Here is a 16,336-nt window from a genome sequence, read left to right as displayed (position 1 = left end):
ATGACCGCCGAACCGAGTGTGGGGGAGCCACCCGTGCCGCCGGGGCTGCGCGACGGGCCCGTCTACCTCGACTACAACAGCACGACCCCGGTGGATCCGCGCGTGGTCGAGGCGGCGCTGCCGTACCTGACCACCCACTTCGGCAACCCGTCCAGCGGCCACCGGTACGCCGTACGGCCCGGGGAGGCGCTCGCCCGCGCACGCGGACAGGTCGCCGCGCTGATCGGTGCCGCCCCGGAGGAGATCGTCTTCACCGGCAGCGGCTCGGAGGCCGACGCCCTGGCCATCATCGGCGCCGTGCCGTCCCGGCGGCGTCCGGACGAGGCGCACGTGATCACCCAGGCCACCGAGCATCCGGCGGTGCTGGAGGCCTGCCGGGCGCTGCGCCGCCGCCATGGCCCCCGCGTCACCGTCCTGCCCGTCGACGCCCACGGCCGGGTCGACCCCGCGGACCTGGCCGCCGCCCTCGACCCCGACACCACCCTCGTGTCGATCATGGCGGCGAACAACGAGACCGGCGTGCTCCAGCCGATCGCCGAACTGGCGGCCATCACCCGCCGGCACGGCGCGCTGTTCCACACCGACGCCGCCCAGGCCGCAGGGAAGATCCCGCTGGACGTGACACGGCTCGGCGTGGACCTGCTCACCCTCGCCGGACACAAGTTCTACGCCCCGAAGGGCGTCGGCGCCCTGTACGTGCGCTCCGGCGTCCGGCTGGAGCCGCTCGTGCCGGGCGGCGGGCAGGAACGCGGCCTGCGGGCGGGAACCGAGAACGTCGCCCTGACCGTCGCGCTCGGCGTGGCCGCCGACCTGGCCCGAAGCGACCTCGCCGACGGCGGCCCGGACAGACAAGCACGGCTCCGAAACCGGCTGCACCGCCGCCTGGCGGAACTGCTCCCCGGCCGTGTCGCGCTCACCGGCGAGGCCGCGCCCCGGCTTCCCGGCACCCTGCACATCACCATCGGCGGGGCGCGCGGGGACGACGTGCTGGCGGCCACGCCCACGGTCGCCGCCGCCACGGGCTCGGCATGTCACACCGGGTCGCCCGAGCCCTCGCCGGTCCTGCTGGCCATGGGGCTGGCCCGCGACGGCGCCCTGTCGGCGCTGCGGCTCGGAGTGGGCCGCTGGACGACGCCCGCCGACGTCGACCGGGCCGCCGAGGCGCTCGCCGCGACCGTCCGCGCCGTGTGAACGGCCGAGGCTCAGTGGGCGGCGGCGGAGTCGGTGGCGCGGCCCAGCCGGCGGCCCGTGACGAGTTCCGGGTGGATCACGATGAAGGTGTCGCGCGTGCCCGGCGCCCAACTGTCGAGGGGAAGGGCCTCCAGCGCGGCGATCTCCCGGGGGTCGGTGGCGCGGCGGGCCCGGCCGACGACGACCACCGACCAGCCGGTCCGGTCCGCGGTGTCGAACTCGTCGATCTCGAAGGCGACGACGGTGTCGGCGGCGGCGGTCGCGAGCCTCGACGTCCGGGACGTCCGCACCACCAGATCGCCCCGGTTGAGGAGATAGTTGACCGGCTGGACGGCCGGAAGCGCCTGGTGGGTGAAGACGATCCGTCCGATCGTGGCGCGGCCGAGGAGGGCACGGCACTCGTCCCTGCTCAAGATCTCCAAGCCGCTCTGGTCCAGCTTCATCCTGCCAGCCTGGCATGGTGGCGGTACGGAGCGTCAGGGACGAAGGTCCCCTTCGGTTGTGTCCGGTCAACGGCCGGTGGCCGACCTTCTCCGGGTCCGGTCGCGGGCGGAGACTTCGAAGCGGTGCCGGGCGGACTCGACTTCCCTGTGGAGAGCCGTCCGGCACCGCAGTCGACCGACGACCGGAGGAAAGCGCGATGAAGATCGTACGTGTTGCCACGAGCATCACCGTGGGTGCCCTTTCGTTGACCATGTTCGCGGCCCCCGCCATGGCGGACCAGGGAACCCGCGTCACCGGCGACGGCACCCAGTCCCGCGACTGGGCCACCGCCAACGGCGACCGCGACCTGCGTACGGACGGCACCCGTGTCACCGGGGATGGTGGACTGGGCACGGACGGCACCCGTGTCACCGGTACCCGGGTGACGTGAGCGAACGGCCTCTCGCGGGGGTGACGTAGTCGGAGGGGTCCGCGATCACGTTGTCCGTGGGGAACCGCTGGGCCACGGCGGACGCGTGCTCGCGGACCAGAACGTGGAAGCGGTAGCGGAACGGCGCCGGTTCCATCAGCAGATGGGCGTCGATGAGCCGGTCCAGCAGCCACCTCGCCCGCGCGGCGGGTGTTCCCAGGAGGGTGGTGGCCGCGGCGACACCGAACACACCGGGTGTCCGCGACCCCAGCAGCCCGTACGCGCGCCGCTGGTCGGCGGGGAGCCGCAGGTACGACAGGTCCAGGGCAGCGGCGACGCTTTCCCCACCGGCCTGGAGTTCGGTCGACCGGTCCGTGGTCAGCCGGTCCAGCAGACCGTGCGCGGTCCAGGTGGGATGCTCGCGGAGGCGGAGGGCGGCAAGGCGGACGGCGAGCGGCAGCAGCCCGCATCGTTCGACGATCGCCGTCAGCACGTCCGCCGGTGCGTCGGCGATCCGGTCCGCTCCGGCCGTGCGGGTGAACAGGCTGACGGCGTCGTGGGCCGGCAGGACGTCCAGCGGCACGGTCCACACGTGGTCCAGGCCGGTGAGGCGGCGCCGGCCGGTGATGATCGCTTGGGAGTTCCCGCCGCCGGGCAGCAGCGGACGGACCTGGTCCTCCCCGGCCGCGTCGTCCAGGACGATCAGGACCCGGCGGTCGGCCAGCAGGTCCCGGTAGAGCGCGGCCCGGTCGTCCACGTGCCGGGGAGCGCGGGCCTCGGGAACGCCGAGCGAACCCAGCAGCCGTGTGAGCACCGTGCCCGGGTCGGCCGGGGCCGACTTCCGGGAGTGGCCGCGCAGGTCCACGAACAGTTGCCCGTCCGGGAACCGGAGCGCGAGTCGGTGGGCGGCGCGCACGGCCAGCGCCGTCTTCCCGACCCCGGCCATGCCCTCGATGGAGATGGTCGTCCGCCGGCGCGCCTCCCCGCTCCGCGTCAGACCCGCCAGCACACGTCCCCATGCGGTGGGCAGTTCCGTTCCGGCGGGGAGCCGGCTCGGAACGATCCGCGGCACGGGCAGGTGACGGCCCCCACCGTTCTGTGACAGGGCTCGCGAAGCGGCGGCGAGTGTGGCCCGTTCCTCGTCGTCCAGGCCGAGCGCCTCCGCCAGCAGCAGCGTCGACGTGGCGCGGGGTCTGCGCAGTTCCTGGTTCTCCAACCGGCGGATGGTACGGACGTTGAGTCCGGCCCGGTCGGCCAGCTGCTCCTGGGTCAGCAGTGCCCTCTCCCGCCACCAACGCAGCAGCGCCCCCAAGGACGGTTCACCGTTCTTCACCTGACCGTGCTCCTCATGGCTCCCACGGCACCCCCGGGTGGGATGATCACGATCATCGAAGCCGTGTTCCGCCTGTTCGACCACGGGTCGGACGGAAGCGAACGGAACGGAACGGCCCGCCGGACACCCGGTCGGCTCAGTCGCGGTGGTCCCGGACCGCAGGAGTCAGCAGATCCTGAAGTTCGCGGTGCCGGAACTGGTACGTGGCGCCGCTGACGCGCAGCAGCCGCGCCTCGCAGGCCCAGTCGAGGAACGCCCACAGCCGCAGCGGCAGCAGACCTCGCGCGGCGGCGACGGCCAGGCCCAGCATGGTCCGGGACCAGGCGATCGCGCCGAACGCGAGTCCGAACGCCACGCCCCCGGTCACCGCGCACACGAGCGCCGCGACGACGCCCTGGTTCATGACGAACACGAGGAACGCGGCCTCCCCGCCGGTGAGCCCGAACGCCACCCCGATCAGTGGGTTGCGGTGCAGGGCCTCGCGCGGGTGGGCCAGGTCCGCGTCCTTGCTCCAGCCGCCGATCGCGATGCGGAAGACGACGCCGAGCGCGAAGGCCAGCAGGAACGCCCCCGACACCCCGAGGGCCATCGGCACCGGACCGGCGTCGGCGAGCCGTAGCGGCGGAAGCCCGGTGAGCGCGCCGCACAGCCCGAAGCCGAGCAGCGTCACGGGCTCCGCCCGGACCGCCTGCGCCACGGTCATGCGTTCGGGGCCTCGACCGGCGGCGGTCAGCCCGATGACCGTCCCGAACACCGAACCTCCGGCGGCCCCGGCCGCGACGGCGAACCCGGGCCCGAAGACCTCGCCGCCGGTCAGCGCGAACCCGGCCAGGCCGCCGGGGACACCGGCCGCCGCACCGGCGAGCGCCCCGCACAGGCCGCCGACCATACGCCGGGTGCGGGGCACGTTGGCGCGGCCACCGGCGGCGGCGGGCCACTGCGACAGCGACAGGCCGGTGGCGATGCCCACCCACGCCGCCATCAGCCCGAGGGTGACGCCCTCGCCGAGGCTGATCCGGTCGCGCAGGTCGCCGGGTTCGTCGACCGCCGACCCGGTCCAGAAGGCCAGCATGGCGATCACGGCGAGGACCAGGCAGCACAGGCAGTGCAGCGCCCGGACCCGCCGCCGTCCGCCGATCGGCCACAGCAGGTGCGGGACGATGTCGATCGCCGTCAACCCGGGCGGGGGCCGTTTCATGCCGGTGGCGGCGACGTCCTGCCGGCGCAGGTGGGCGGCCAGGGTCCGCAGCCACCGCCGGACCTGGTCGGGACGGTACGGCGTGCCGGCGGCGGTGCGGGGGGTGAGCCCGGTCGCCGCCGGGATGTAGGAGTCGAGCAGCCGCCGGGCGATCCGCGCCGCGCCGTCCCGCGGATCGGGGTCGACGCCCGCCCGGAGCAGTTCCGCCGGGTCGGCGCCCGACTCGACGGCGGTCACGGTCAACATCAGCCGCCACGGCGTGGCGAGGGCGAGGCGGACGGCCGTCCCCGACGGCCCGGACAGGGCCGCGTCGACGCCGTCGCGGTGCGGTTCGCACGGATGGCCGTCCGGCCAGCGGCCGGCGAGGTAGGTCCTGATCCGCGCGATGGTCAGGCCGTGCAGGTGGATCCGGACGGCGCCCGCCAGCCCGGCACGGGCCGCCAGCAGTTCGGCGTGCCGGTCGGCGCGGCAGGTCACGACGACCGCCCCCGGATGCCGTCCCGTCAGGTCGCTGTACCGGTTGAGTTCGGTCAGCAGCCCGATCGCGCGGCGCGGCGGGCCCGTGACGGGCTCGGGGTCGAGTTCGTCCAGGCCGTCCACCACGGGCAGGATCCGGCGGTCGCGGACGAGCCGCGTCGCGTCCTCGGGCCCGAGTCCGAAGTTCTGGACGACCTGATCGGCGAGCCACGGCTCGAACGGCGTCCCCGACGTCCACCGCGCGGCGTTGAGCCGCACCGGCACCATCGCCCGGCCCAGGGGCGGTCCTTCGGCGGCGACGAACGGTTCGACGAGTTGCAGGACCAGTTCGATCGCGAGCAACGTCTTGCCCGCGCCGGACTCGCCCACGACCAGCAGGCGCCGCGGGTCGAGCCCGCCGAAGAACCGGCTGATCGAGCGGACGTCGTCGATGACCTCCCGGGCGGAGTCGGCGTCGTGGTCGACCGGCTCCGGGCGCGGTCCGAAGGAGAGCGGCGCGATGCTGTGGCCACCGAGGAGCCCCTTGCGCGCCCGGTCCTCCTCCCGCGCCACCCGGCGGGCGAGCAGTTCGACGGCCGGGTCGGGATCGGGGCGGCCCGTGCTTTCCGGCTCGGACGGTTCGGGCGACGTGGACGGTTCGGGCGACGCGGACGGTTCGGGTGACGCGGACGGTTCGGTCAGGGCGGTCCTCGCCGTCCGCCACCGCTGGACCTCGGCGGGGATCAGTTCGGCGGGATGGTCGCAGTAGCGGAGGCACGCGGTGACGAACGCCCTGACGAAGTCCCAGCGCGGCAGCCTCTCGGTCTGCCGCAACAGTTGGGACGTCGTGCTCTTCGGCAGCGCGTCGACGGTGTCGCCGTCCGGGGTCAGGGTGTGGCCGCCGAGGGTGCGGAGCCTGCTCAGCGACGGTTCGCCCGCCCACTGCCTGAGCTGTACCAGCGCCTTGACGAAGTCGGCGACGGTGGTGGCCTCGGTGGGGTCGGGCGGGCTCGGACGGTCTACGGTCACAGGTCCCCCGTTCTCACCGACGACCACGCGAACGAGGCGTCCCGGCGGCGCGGCCACCGCCCGTCCACGCAGGCGCCCTCCACCGTCTGCACGTGGCGCGACTCCATCAGGAAATCACGTGCCTCATCGGCTTCGACCAGGTCGCGGCCGACCGCGATGGGAACGAACCCGTGACGGGGGATATAGACCCATCGCCCGCGATCCCAGTCGTAGGGGTCGAACCAATGGTGCCGTACCGTTCCGGACACGCGGACCTGTGTTCCTGACCGGGTCAGGATGAACGATCCCCGCGAACGCAGCAGGCTCATCCTGCTGACATAGAACAGTTCCGTGCCGATGAAGGCGTTGACGCGTGCGTCCCAGTGGTCGCGCAGCCACGTGGAGGCGCCGTCGGTCAACCGTCCCGCCTCCGCCGCGAGTTGCCGTTCGAACCTGCGCTGGTTGCGGCGTTCGGCCTTCCGGATCGCCTTGAACGAGCGCAGCCAGCGCGGCGACAGCGTCCGGGACGCGCCGACGCCGTCCATGAAGTGTTCAAGGAAGTCGGACGCGATCGGATGGACGGCCCGGCCCTCGTCGATGATCGAACGGAACAACGTGACCAGTTCCGGCGCGGGTTTCCCCGTCCGCCGCCGGAATCCTCGGATGAACACCGTTTCGCTCCGTCCCGCCGGTCACTCGCACACGTTCACGTACTTCTCGCCGGGCACGAACCGCTGCCATTCGGCACGTGTCAGTGAGCGGCCCACACCGGCGCAGATCGTCGACGCGGGATCGATGGTTTCGACCTTCCATATGCGGGCCGTTCCGTCCAGGGCGACGCCGGCGACGGCCGTGCCGGTCGGGCTGTAGGTCACCCGCGTCACCCGGTCGGTGTGACCGGTCAGCGGTGGCCCGATCTGGCGGCGGGTCGCCAGGTCCCACAGCCGGACGGTCCGGTCCGCCGAGCCGGTGACGAGAGTCCGGCCGTCCGGGCTGAACGCGACCGTGTCGACGAGGCCGGTGTGGCCCGCAAGGGCGGTTCCCGTCCGGCGTTGGCGCTGGACGTCCCACAGCAGCACGGTCATCCCGGACGTGGTGGCCAGGGTCTTCCCGTCCGGGCTGAACTCCACATCGTCGAGAAACCCTCCGTCTACGGCGGCGCTCAAGGGGCGTCCGATCTGGCGGCGGGCGCCCACGTCGAACAACCGCACGGAACGGTCGCCGCCCGCCGTCGCCAGGGTCTTGCCGTCCGGGCTGAACGCCGCCGTCGATACACGGTCGGTGCGCCCCGGGAGGCTGATGCGGGGACCGGCCTCGCGGCGGGCGGCGACGTCCCAGAACCCGACGGACCGGCCGTGCAGGACGGCGAGGAGCCTCGCGTTCGGGGCGAGTTCCACCTGCCACCGCTCGCCGCCGGAGTAGACGGGCGGGCCGGTCGGGCGGCCGGTGGCGGTGCTCCACAGCCGGACGGTGCCGCCGAGCGAGGCCGTCGCGACCGTCCCGCCGTCGGGACTGAACCGCACCGCGTACACGGCCGGGACACGACCCGGCGCCGCGCCGTCCGGCCTCAGGGGCCGACCCTCGCGGCGAGAAGCGGCGACGTCCCAGAGCCGGACCGTGCCGCGCCCGGAGGCGGCCAGCGTCCTGCCGTCAGGGCTGAACCGGACATCGGACAGGGCGGGGATCGCGGCCCCGACCTGCCGGTGGGTCGCCGGGTCGAGAAGGCGGACGGTGCCGTTGTCATCGGCGGCGGCGAGGGTCCGCCCATCCGGGCTGAACGCCACCCTCCGGACGGGTTGCGGACCCTCGGTGAGGGCGGTGCCCACGGGCCGGTGGCCGGTGACGTCCCACAGCCGGGTGGAGCCATCGGCCCCGGCGGTGGCGAGCCGCGTCCCGTCCGGGCTGAACGCCGTCCCGTGAAATTCGGAGCCATCGGCGGGGTTCCGGAGCGGCTCGCCGATCTGGGCGTGGGTGGTGAGATTCCACAGCCGGACGGTCCCGTCCGCGCTCGAGGTCGCGAGGGTCGTCCCGTCCGGGCTGACGGACACGTCGCGGATGCCATCGGTGTGCCCGGCGAACGGCTTCCCGACCTGGCGGCGCGTGGTGGTGTCCCACAGCCGGACGGTGTTCCCTGCGCCGGCGATGACGAGGTGCTTCCCGTCCCGGGTGAACGCCACCGGCCGGGCGGACGCGCCGTCCCGCGCCTTGCCGGGGCCGCGGAGGGGTGCGCCGATCCTGCGGCGGGCGGCCACGTCCCAAAGCTGCGTGGTCCCGTCATGGCTCGACGTCGCGAGGGCGGTTCCGTCCGGGCTGAAAGCGATCGTCTCCACGGTCTCGACGCCCCGCACCGAACCCTGCACGTCGAGCGGCGTACCGGAGGGGCGGCGCGTGGACACGTCCCAGAATTGAACGTTCCACTGGCACACCGTCGCGAGCGTTCGCCCGTCCGGACTGAAGGTCAGGTCGAACCCCGCGTCGCAGGACGAGAGAACCGTCCCCGACCGGGCGGTCAGAGCGCCGAGCCGCCGATGGGACGCCGCGTCCCACAACTGGACGGCGCCGTTGACCCCGGTCGCGAGAACCGAACCGTCCGGGCTGAACTCCGCCTCCACATCCCGGCCGGGCCGCGCGGCCCCGGGAAGGACCGTACGGCCGGGCCGCGACGCCGCGTCGAGCATCCGGTGCCGGGCCTGCGGGGTGGGCGCGATCCGCCACGCCGCCACCGCCAGCAGCGCCGCGACCGCGGGATCGTCGACGACCTCGCTCTGCGCCGCGAGCTGCCGCGAGACCGCCAGCCTCCGCTGCCGTTCGGCGTCGTCCGCCGCGTCGACGGCGACGACGGCCGCGACCAGCGCCAGCGCGGCCAGCACCGCGAGACCGGCCACCACGGCGCCCCGGCGTCGACCGGCGGTCCGCGCGGCTCGCGTCGACGCCGCCACGAAGCCGTCCACGGTGGGGCCGGGCGGCGGGAAGCTGTCGGGGTCCCGGTCCCATCGCGGACGGCTGTCCTGAACCGCCAGCAACCGGGCTCCCCGGTACAGGTAGGCGGGGTCGCGGTGATGCTCGGCCCACTGCGCGGCGTCCTCGACGAGCCGGTCGTACACCGCCTGCGCGGTCAGATCCGGTTCCAGCCACCGCGCGAGCGTCGGCCACGCCACGAGGAGTACGTCATGTGCGATCTCCACGGTGTCCTCGTGCAGGGTGAGCAGGCGCTGGTCGGCGAACGCGGACAGCAGCGCCGCGGCCCGGCGCCGCTCCTCCGGCGCGTGCGCGGACGCGGCGGCGTGGACGTCGGCCCACGTCACCGGGCGCCGCGCCACCCGCCCGCCCGGGGTGATCAGTGTCATTCGCCGGAACAGCCGCAGCGCGGTCGTGCGATCCCGCGGCGGCAGCCGGTCGAGGACCTCGTCGGCCGTGCGCCGGACGGCGTCGCGGACCCGTCCGGACTCCTCGTATCCCCGGAGGGTCAACCGGCCGTTCTCGCGCCGCTCCCACGTGTTGAGGAGCGCCTGCGAGAGCAACGGAAGCGCGCCCGCGTCGTAGGGATCTCCGTGGGGCCGCTCGGCCCGCAGCTCGTCCAGGACGGTCTCCACCAGCCCCGGTTCGATCTCCAACCCGGCCGCGGCGGCGGGCCCGGTGATGGCCAGCCGCAGATCCGGTTCCGACATCGGCTCGACGATGACCTGGCCGTCCTGGATCGCCTCGGCGAAACGCGGGTAGGCGGCGCAGCGGTCCCAGTAGTCCGCCCGCACGCCGACGACCACGGCCGCGTGGCATGGTCCCCCGGTCAGGGCGTGCAGCGCCCGCACATAGGTCTGGCGCTCCCGCTCGTCGGTGACCAGCGTGAACAGCTCCTCGAACTGGTCGACGACCAGGACGAAACGTCCTACCGGCACGAGGGCCCGCTCCGGCTCGTGCCGCAGCTTCGCACACACCGTCTCGGCGTTGCCGCCGTGTGCCCGCGTCCAGCAATCGGCCAGGGCGCGCAACGGCTCCGCGGTCGGCGTGACGAGCAGGCGCGGCCAGTGCCGCGACCCGTCGACCGGCAGCATGCCCTTCGCCAGCGCGGGCAGCAGCCCGGCCCGCAGCAGCGACGACTTCCCCACGCCCGACGCTCCGGAGACCAACAGCAGGGACCCGTCCCGTTCCAGACGCGACCCCAGACGTTCCAGCAGGTTCCGGGTCGCTCGCGCACGCCCGAAGAACAGCTCGGTGCGCTCGGTCTCGAACGGCGCGAGCCCCTGATACGGGCAGAAGTCCGGTGCGTTCTTCCGTTCGGACTCGCCGTCGTCGCCCACGGCGGTCATTCTGACCACTCGGGTCTACCTTGATCAATCGCGCCCGAATCACCACACCGGCGTTCGTGGCCTCCACCGCCTGAAGGGGCAGCAGTCAGACTGCTGCCCCTTCTTCTCTTCTCGCCTCCCCCATACCGCCGTCCAGGACGGCCACCGGACTTCATCCGGACACTTCAGCCGCTCGCGCTCTACCTGAGCCGGGCGCGGTCACCGGTACTGGCGCGGTCACCGGTACTGGCGCGGTCACCGGGACGGACGCGGTCACCGGGACGGACGCGGTCACCGGGACGGACGCGACGTGAGGGGCGGGCTGTAGCGGGTGAAGGCGGGCGCCATGGTCTTCTTCGACTCGCCGTAGGCCGCCACCAGGTGGAAGCGCGGGTCGAACCGGTTCGCCTCGGCGTTCAGCCGCCGGGGGTCGGTGTGCCGCGGCCAGTGGCCGGTGTCGATCCTGGTCAGCAGCGCGCGGAAGGCGGTGAGCTCCTCGGCGGCGTTGAACGAGCAGTGCCCGCCGCGCTCAACGTAGAACTGGCGCAGCCGGTCGGGATGACCGTTGCGGCGGACCTGGTCGGCGTACCAGCGGCCCTGGTCCGGCGGCGCCCCGGCGTCACCGGTGGTGTGCAGCCCCACGATCGGCACCCGCGTGCCGCCGGTCGGCACCCCGTACCGGTACATGTGGCGCAGCGCGTCCCGCTCGGACGCGATGCGCGGCGCGGCGGCCAGCCGGGCGAGGTCGGCGCGCAGGTCCAGGCCCGCCTTCCGGTACGCCCGCTCGACCGCGGCCCGCTGCCCGGACCGTGCGAGCTGACCGGTGTAGTTCACGCCGACGTTCGACAGCGGATTGCCACCGGCCCGCTGGGCGATGTCGGCGAACGCGACGGTGCCGTTGCCGTCCACCTTGGCCCACTGGACCCAGTCGGACTGCCGCCGGATCCACCCGGCGGGGTCGGTGGGCTTGGGCTCGTGCGGGTGGAACCAGCCGGTCACGTTGCCGAGCGCGGCGGCCAGCGCGAGACGGGCCTGCCCCTGGCGGGTCTCGCGCGTCCGGTTGATCGCGTCGTGCAGCGCGGCCCGTCCGGCCTTCGGGTCGCGGGAGTTCACGAGGTCGATGTCCTCGCCCGGGGCGAGCAGCGTCCTGACCGCGAAGTTGATGTCGAGCGCGGTGTTGAAGGTGTTCAGCGGGTCGTACACGGCGCACAGGTTCAGCGCGCCGTCGAACCGGTTCGGATACCGCTCGGCGAGCAGCGTCGCGATCGACCCACCGAGTGACTGGCCGCTCAGCACCGTCCGCCGGGGCTTCCCGACGTTGGCGTTGAACCAGTCGAGCAGCGCGAGCTGGTCACGCATCGCTTCCTTGATGAGGTAGCCGACACCCTTGTTCTGGTACTCGGAGGCGGCGAGGGCGTAGCCGTGGTCCAGCAGCCATTCGCGGGTCTCGTCGTTGTTGGAGAGCTGTACCTGCCCGACGGTGAAGCCGTCCGGGATGTAGCCGTGGCTGTAGAGCACGAGCGTGCCGTTCCAGCGTTTCGGCACCTCCACGCGGTATCGGGCGCCGTTGATCTCGCCTTTGTGTTCGCGCGGCTCCTGCGCCGCGGCCTGCGCGGGCAGAGCGACCGTCGACGCGCAGACCACGACGCCCGCGATCAGCGTGGCGAGCAGTCTCCTCATGATCATCGTCCCTTCCGGCTCGTGCGGGTCGTTTTACGAAGTCCCTTCATTCACAGGTCGAACGGGCGGCTCACGAATCGACACGAACACCGGACGAGACCCATGCACATAGCGCCCGACTCATGGACGGTCGGGTGGGGCGGTGCGATCCTCACAGGTAGGAGCGAGAAAGCGGGGGCACGGGTCTGGGATAGGGGGTCGGCTTGCGCGACGGAACGCGGGAACCGGTGCTGGTGCTGATGGGGTCCGGTGAGACCAGTCCGACGATGGTGAGCGTGCACCGGGAGTTGGTCGACCGGCTACGACCGACGTCGGCGGTGCTGCTGGACACGCCGTACGGCTTCCAAGAGAACGTCGCCGAGATCTCGACGCGGGCGCAGACGTACTTCGAGCGGAGCGTCGGGCTGACCGTGGACGTGCCGCCCGGCCTGCGCGGATTAGCCGAGATCGGCACGAGCAGCGAGGACGACGGCGCTCGGGCGCGCGCCGCCGACGTCGGGCTGGCGGCGGTGCGCGGCGCGGACTGGCTGTTCGCCGGTCCGGGAAGCCCGACGTACGCGCTGGCGCAATGGCGGGGCGGGCCGGTGGGCGACGCGCTGGCCGACCATGTGCGGACGGGCCGCGCGGCGCTGGTGTTCGCGTCGGCGGCGGCGTGCACGCTCGGCGCGTACGCGCTGCCGGTCTACGAGATCTACAAGGCGGGCGCGCGCCCGCACTGGCTGGAGGGCCTGGACGTCCTCGGATGCCTGGGGCTGAAGGTCGCGCTGATCCCGCACTACGACAACGCCGAGGGCGGCACCCACGACACGCGGTACTGCTACCTGGGGGAGCGGCGGCTGCGGGTGCTGGAGCGGGAACTGCCGGACGGCGCGGCGGTGCTGGGCCTGGACGAGCACACGGCCGCCGTGATCGATGTGGGTCGTGACCTGGTGGAGGTGCGCGGCCGGGGCTCCATGACCGTCCGGCGGTCGGGGGAGAGCGTGGTCGTCCCGTCCGGCGAGCGGCTGGCCCTGAGCGACCTGCGCGCGCTGGTCCGCGGCGAGACGGCGCGGCGGGCGCCCGTCGCGCCCCGGGACGACGCCACCGAAGCGGCCCCACCGCCCGCGACGCTGCGCGACACCGTCGTCGGCTGCGAGCGGCGCTTCGAGGCCGGTGTCCGCGAGGGCGACGCCGAGGCGCTCGTCCGGGCCGTGCTCGACATCGACGCCGCCGTGGCCGAGTGGGCCGGGGACACCGAGGAGGACGAGGGCGGCACCGACTGGGCCAGGGACGTGATGCGAACCCTGGTCGTCCGGCTCGGGCAGACGGCGGGACGCGGCCTCACCGACCCACGGGACGTCCTGGCACCGGCGGTCGAACCGCTCGTCCGAGTCCGCGCCGAACTGCGTCGCACGGGCTGCTATTCGCTCGCCGACGCCGTCCGGGACGCGCTGAAAGCGGCCGGAGTGGAGGTACGCGACACACCGGACGGCACCCACTGGCAGCCGGAACCCACCTGACGGACAGCGCGCGACCCGAACTGCGCATGGCATGCTGTTGCAATGGGGTCGCAATACAGGGGGACGCAAGAGATCGTCGAGCGTGGCGCCGCCGTCGTGGTCGAGGTGCTCGCGCTCAGAGTCACAGGGGAGAAGGGGACGGTGAACGACGCCCTGGCCTTCCGCGTGCTCACGGGGGAATTGAGCGACGGGCGGCATCCCGACGCGGTGGCACGCGAACTACTCGGACTGCCGTCCGACACCGCAGCGCACCTGCTGCACTCGACGAGTTGGCGGCACGACCCGTCCGGGCGGGTCCTGCTGACCTACGCCTGCTGCCCGGACCCGCGTCCGGATCTCGCGGCCATGCCACTGACCGGCCGGGGGCTGGCCTATGGCGACGGCCCGGCGAGCCCGTCCCCGGGAAGGCCCCGGATCGAGCAGGTCGCCGCGCACGCCGTCCGCCACCTGGCGTTCCTCTGGTACAACGACACCGCCGCCCGCCGCGTGATCGACTCGGTCGAGGGGCTGGCCGGGATACTCGCCCTGTCGTCACCGGCCCCCGCCGGGCAGTTGCCCGAGCCAGGCCAGGACGGCTGGGAGGCGTTCACGTCCCGTTGACCCGAAATCGGGACGGACGTGCCTTGCGGGGAACATCAACACGCGTGCGGTGAGATACAAGGGCCGGCACGACCGAGGCCGATACCTTGATCGGCACGGTGCCCGGACGAGACGAAATGTCGCCCGTGCGGGGATGGGACCCGGGCGCCGTCCCCAACGGAAGGATCTCGGAACGTGACCAGCCTGACCGGACGGGTCGTCACCGTCGCCGGGCCGATCGACCCGCCCGACCTCGGGCACACCGTCACCTCGGTGCACCTGGTCAGCGACATGAACGACGCCGCCACCGTGATCGCGGACAAGGCACCGGTGACCATGGACAGGCTCGGCGCGCTCGCCATGGGCGCCCAGAACGAGGACGACCTCCGCCTGACCGCCGACGACGTCCGCACCGACCTCGCCGACTTCGCCGCGCAGGGCGGCGGCGCCGTCGTCGACGTCACCCGAGTCGACCAGGGCCGCCGACCGGACGAGCTGGCCCGCCTCGCCGAGACGACAGGGATCACCGTGGTCATGGGCTGCGGCGGCCACTCCCCGGAGCAAGCCCCCGAGAACCTCGCCGACGAGATCGTCCGCGAGATCCACGAGGGCGTGAACGGCGTCCCCGCCGGAGTGATCGGCGAGATCGGCGCGCTCGACCCCGACCGCCCCGCCGACCGCGCCCTCGCCACGGCCGTCGCGGACGCCGCCCGACGCACCGGCGCCCCGGTCCTCGTCTCCCGTGCCGCGACACCGACCGCCACGCACGCCCTCCTCGACCTGTTCGCCGAGCGCGGCGCCGACCTCGGCCGGATCGCCGTCGGCCACTGCGACGACCTCGCCACCGACGTCGAAGCCCTCGCCGCCCTCGCCGACCGGGGCGTGTTCGTCCAGTTCAACGGCCTCGGCAGGCTCTCCTCCGTCTACCGGGAGATCGACGACCAGGACGTCGCCGCCGCCGTCCTGGCCCTCGCCGGACGCGGCCACGCCGACCGGATCCTGCTGTCCCCGAACGTCTCCCGCAAGATCGACCTGACGGCCTTCGGCGGCGGCGGCTACGGCTTCGTCGCCCAACAGTTCGTCCCCTACCTGCGCTTCTCGGGCGCGGACGACGCCCTGCCGGACACCCTCACGGCGGCGAACCCGTGCCGCTGGCTGACCTTCACGGAGGGCCGCGGATGACCCCGCCGTCGACCATTCCCGACCTTTCCGGCCAGGTGCTCACGGTCACCGGGCCGGTGAACCCGTCGACCCTCGGCCCGACGCTCATGCACGAGCACCTGTTCGTCGACCTGCGCCGTCCGGCCCACGCGCTCCGTCCCGGCGAGGACTCCCCGGAGGCGGCCGAACCCCTCACGCTGGCGAACCTGGCCCGCACCCGGCACGGCGCCGTCAATGCCGACAACGACGTCCTCGGCGACTTCGACGAAATGCTCGCCGAAGTCCGCGACTTCCAACGCACCGGCGGCGGAACCGTCGTCGAGGTCACCAACCTCGGCATCGGCCGCGACCCCGCCTCGCTGCTGCGGCTTTCCCAGGAAAGCGGCCTTAACGTCGTGATGGGCGCGGGCTGGTACACGCCGACGTTCCACCCGCTCGACATGGACGAACGATCCGTGGACGACCTCACCGACGTGATCGTCCGCGACATCGTGGAGGGCGCCGACGGCACCGGAGTCCGCGCCGGAATCATCGGCGAGGTCGGCGCGGAAACGGACCCGCTGACCCCTGCCGAATGGAAGAGCGTCCGGGCCAGCGGACGCGCCAGCCGCATCACTGGCGCCCCCATCACCTTCCACGTCGGCGGCGTCGGCGAGGAGAAGTTCGCCGTCCTCGACATCCTGGAAGAGGAGGGCGTCGACCCGTCCAACGTCGTCTTCGGCCACGCCGGACTGATGGCCGTCGACCTGCCGTTCGCACGGCGGATCCTCGCCCGCGGCGTCTTCATCGAGTTCGACTTCCTGGCCTCGCCCGGCAGCCCCTGGGGCCACCTGGTGCTCCTCGGCGAGCACAAGACCGCCCGCGGCATCGCCGACCTGGTCGAGGCCGGATACGCCGACCAGATCGTCCTCGGCCATGACGTCTGCCAGAAGATCCAACTCAAACGGTATGGCGGTCAGGGCTTCAGCTACATCCCCGACCATTTCCTGCCCGCCCTGCGCCGCCTAGGCGTCGCCGACGAGGCCATTCACAAGATCATGGTCGACAACCCCGCCCGCGCCCTGGCCTTCGCCGCCCCGGCCCCCTGATTTC

The 16,336-nt window shown here is 73.2% G+C and carries 12 protein-coding genes; 6 read left to right on the top strand and 6 right to left on the bottom strand.

What is annotated here, in order from left to right; genetic code table 11:
- A complete protein-coding gene (locus BZB76_RS01720; RefSeq protein ID WP_121432527.1) occupies window positions 1-1,191 on the top strand; it encodes a cysteine desulfurase family protein in 1,191 nt (396 codons plus the stop codon).
- A gap of 11 nt (window positions 1,192-1,202) precedes the next feature.
- Here the strand turns inward: BZB76_RS01720 and BZB76_RS01715 are convergent, their stop codons facing one another.
- A complete protein-coding gene (locus tag BZB76_RS01715; RefSeq protein WP_121432526.1) occupies window positions 1,203-1,634 on the bottom strand; it encodes a pyridoxamine 5'-phosphate oxidase family protein in 432 nt (143 codons plus the stop codon).
- Between the two features lie 197 nt (window positions 1,635-1,831).
- On the opposite strand from BZB76_RS01715, the gene BZB76_RS01710 reads away from it, so the two are divergent.
- Window positions 1,832-2,065, top strand: a complete 234-nt coding sequence (locus BZB76_RS01710; RefSeq protein ID WP_121432525.1) for a hypothetical protein — start codon at window positions 1,832-1,834, stop codon at window positions 2,063-2,065.
- Here the strand turns inward: BZB76_RS01710 and BZB76_RS01705 are convergent.
- The 5 genes from BZB76_RS01705 to BZB76_RS01685 all read right to left on the bottom strand — a co-directional run bounded on the left by BZB76_RS01705 (window position 2,043) and on the right by BZB76_RS01685 (window position 12,005).
- Window positions 2,043-3,377 carry an XRE family transcriptional regulator gene (locus BZB76_RS01705; protein ID WP_147449274.1) on the bottom strand — a complete coding sequence of 445 codons (1,335 nt, stop codon included), beginning with the start codon at window positions 3,375-3,377 and terminating at the stop codon, window positions 2,043-2,045. The two genes, BZB76_RS01710 and BZB76_RS01705, sit on opposite strands and share 23 nt — an antisense overlap.
- A 136-nt stretch (window positions 3,378-3,513) precedes the next feature.
- Window positions 3,514-6,060 carry an NACHT domain-containing protein gene (locus BZB76_RS01700; protein ID WP_147449273.1) on the bottom strand — a complete coding sequence of 849 codons (2,547 nt, stop codon included), beginning with the start codon at window positions 6,058-6,060 and terminating at the stop codon, window positions 3,514-3,516.
- Complete coding sequence (locus BZB76_RS01695; RefSeq protein ID WP_121432522.1) at window positions 6,057-6,710, bottom strand: hypothetical protein; 654 nt, start codon at window positions 6,708-6,710, stop codon at window positions 6,057-6,059. The genes BZB76_RS01700 and BZB76_RS01695 overlap by 4 nt, the downstream gene beginning before the upstream one ends.
- A 21-nt stretch (window positions 6,711-6,731) precedes the next feature.
- The gene (locus tag BZB76_RS01690) at window positions 6,732-10,346 is read right to left on the bottom strand and encodes a WD40 repeat domain-containing protein (RefSeq protein WP_121432521.1); all 3,615 of its coding nucleotides are present in this window, start codon (window positions 10,344-10,346) and stop codon (window positions 6,732-6,734) included.
- Window positions 10,347-10,616: 270 nt separating this feature from the next.
- On the bottom strand, window positions 10,617-12,005 hold the full coding sequence (locus BZB76_RS01685) for an alpha/beta hydrolase family protein (protein ID WP_121433379.1): 1,389 nt from the start codon (window positions 12,003-12,005) through the stop codon (window positions 10,617-10,619).
- A 203-nt stretch (window positions 12,006-12,208) separates the two neighbouring features.
- On the opposite strand from BZB76_RS01685, the gene BZB76_RS01680 reads away from it, so the two are divergent.
- The 4 genes from BZB76_RS01680 (at window position 12,209) to BZB76_RS01665 (ending at window position 16,332) form a co-directional block, all read left to right on the top strand.
- Window positions 12,209-13,504, top strand: a complete 1,296-nt coding sequence (locus BZB76_RS01680; RefSeq protein ID WP_147449271.1) for a CysS/YqeB C-terminal domain-containing protein — start codon at window positions 12,209-12,211, stop codon at window positions 13,502-13,504.
- Between the two features lie 42 nt (window positions 13,505-13,546).
- The gene (locus tag BZB76_RS01675; protein WP_121432519.1) at window positions 13,547-14,104 is read left to right on the top strand and encodes a hypothetical protein; all 558 of its coding nucleotides are present in this window, start codon (window positions 13,547-13,549) and stop codon (window positions 14,102-14,104) included.
- Between the two features lie 174 nt (window positions 14,105-14,278).
- A complete protein-coding gene (locus tag BZB76_RS01670; protein ID WP_121432518.1) occupies window positions 14,279-15,265 on the top strand; it encodes a phosphotriesterase family protein in 987 nt (328 codons plus the stop codon).
- A complete protein-coding gene (locus BZB76_RS01665; protein ID WP_121432517.1) occupies window positions 15,262-16,332 on the top strand; it encodes a phosphotriesterase family protein in 1,071 nt (356 codons plus the stop codon). The genes BZB76_RS01670 and BZB76_RS01665 overlap by 4 nt, the downstream gene beginning before the upstream one ends.
- Window positions 16,333-16,336 lie beyond the last annotated feature (4 nt).

It is taken from the genome of Actinomadura pelletieri DSM 43383 (genome assembly GCF_003634705.1).
GTDB classification, from domain to species: domain Bacteria; phylum Actinomycetota; class Actinomycetes; order Streptosporangiales; family Streptosporangiaceae; genus Spirillospora; species Spirillospora pelletieri.
Note: the sequence above shows the minus strand (reverse complement) of the source record. Positions and strands in the feature narration are given on the sequence as shown.

Bases quoted from the DNA above. Each gene is read 5' to 3' on its own strand.
- BZB76_RS01720 (WP_121432527.1), top strand. From the start codon at position 1: ATGACCGCCGAACCGAGTGTGGGGGAGCCACCCGTGCCGCCGGGGCTG.
- BZB76_RS01715 (WP_121432526.1), bottom strand. From the start codon at position 1,634: ATGAAGCTGGACCAGAGCGGCTTGGAGATCTTGAGCAGGGACGAGTGC.
- BZB76_RS01710 (WP_121432525.1), top strand. From the start codon at position 1,832: ATGAAGATCGTACGTGTTGCCACGAGCATCACCGTGGGTGCCCTTTCG.
- BZB76_RS01690 (WP_121432521.1), bottom strand. From the start codon at position 10,346: ATGACCGCCGTGGGCGACGACGGCGAGTCCGAACGGAAGAACGCACCG.
- BZB76_RS01685 (WP_121433379.1), bottom strand. From the start codon at position 12,005: ATGAGGAGACTGCTCGCCACGCTGATCGCGGGCGTCGTGGTCTGCGCG.
- BZB76_RS01675 (WP_121432519.1), top strand. From the start codon at position 13,547: ATGGGGTCGCAATACAGGGGGACGCAAGAGATCGTCGAGCGTGGCGCC.
- BZB76_RS01665 (WP_121432517.1), top strand. From the start codon at position 15,262: ATGACCCCGCCGTCGACCATTCCCGACCTTTCCGGCCAGGTGCTCACG.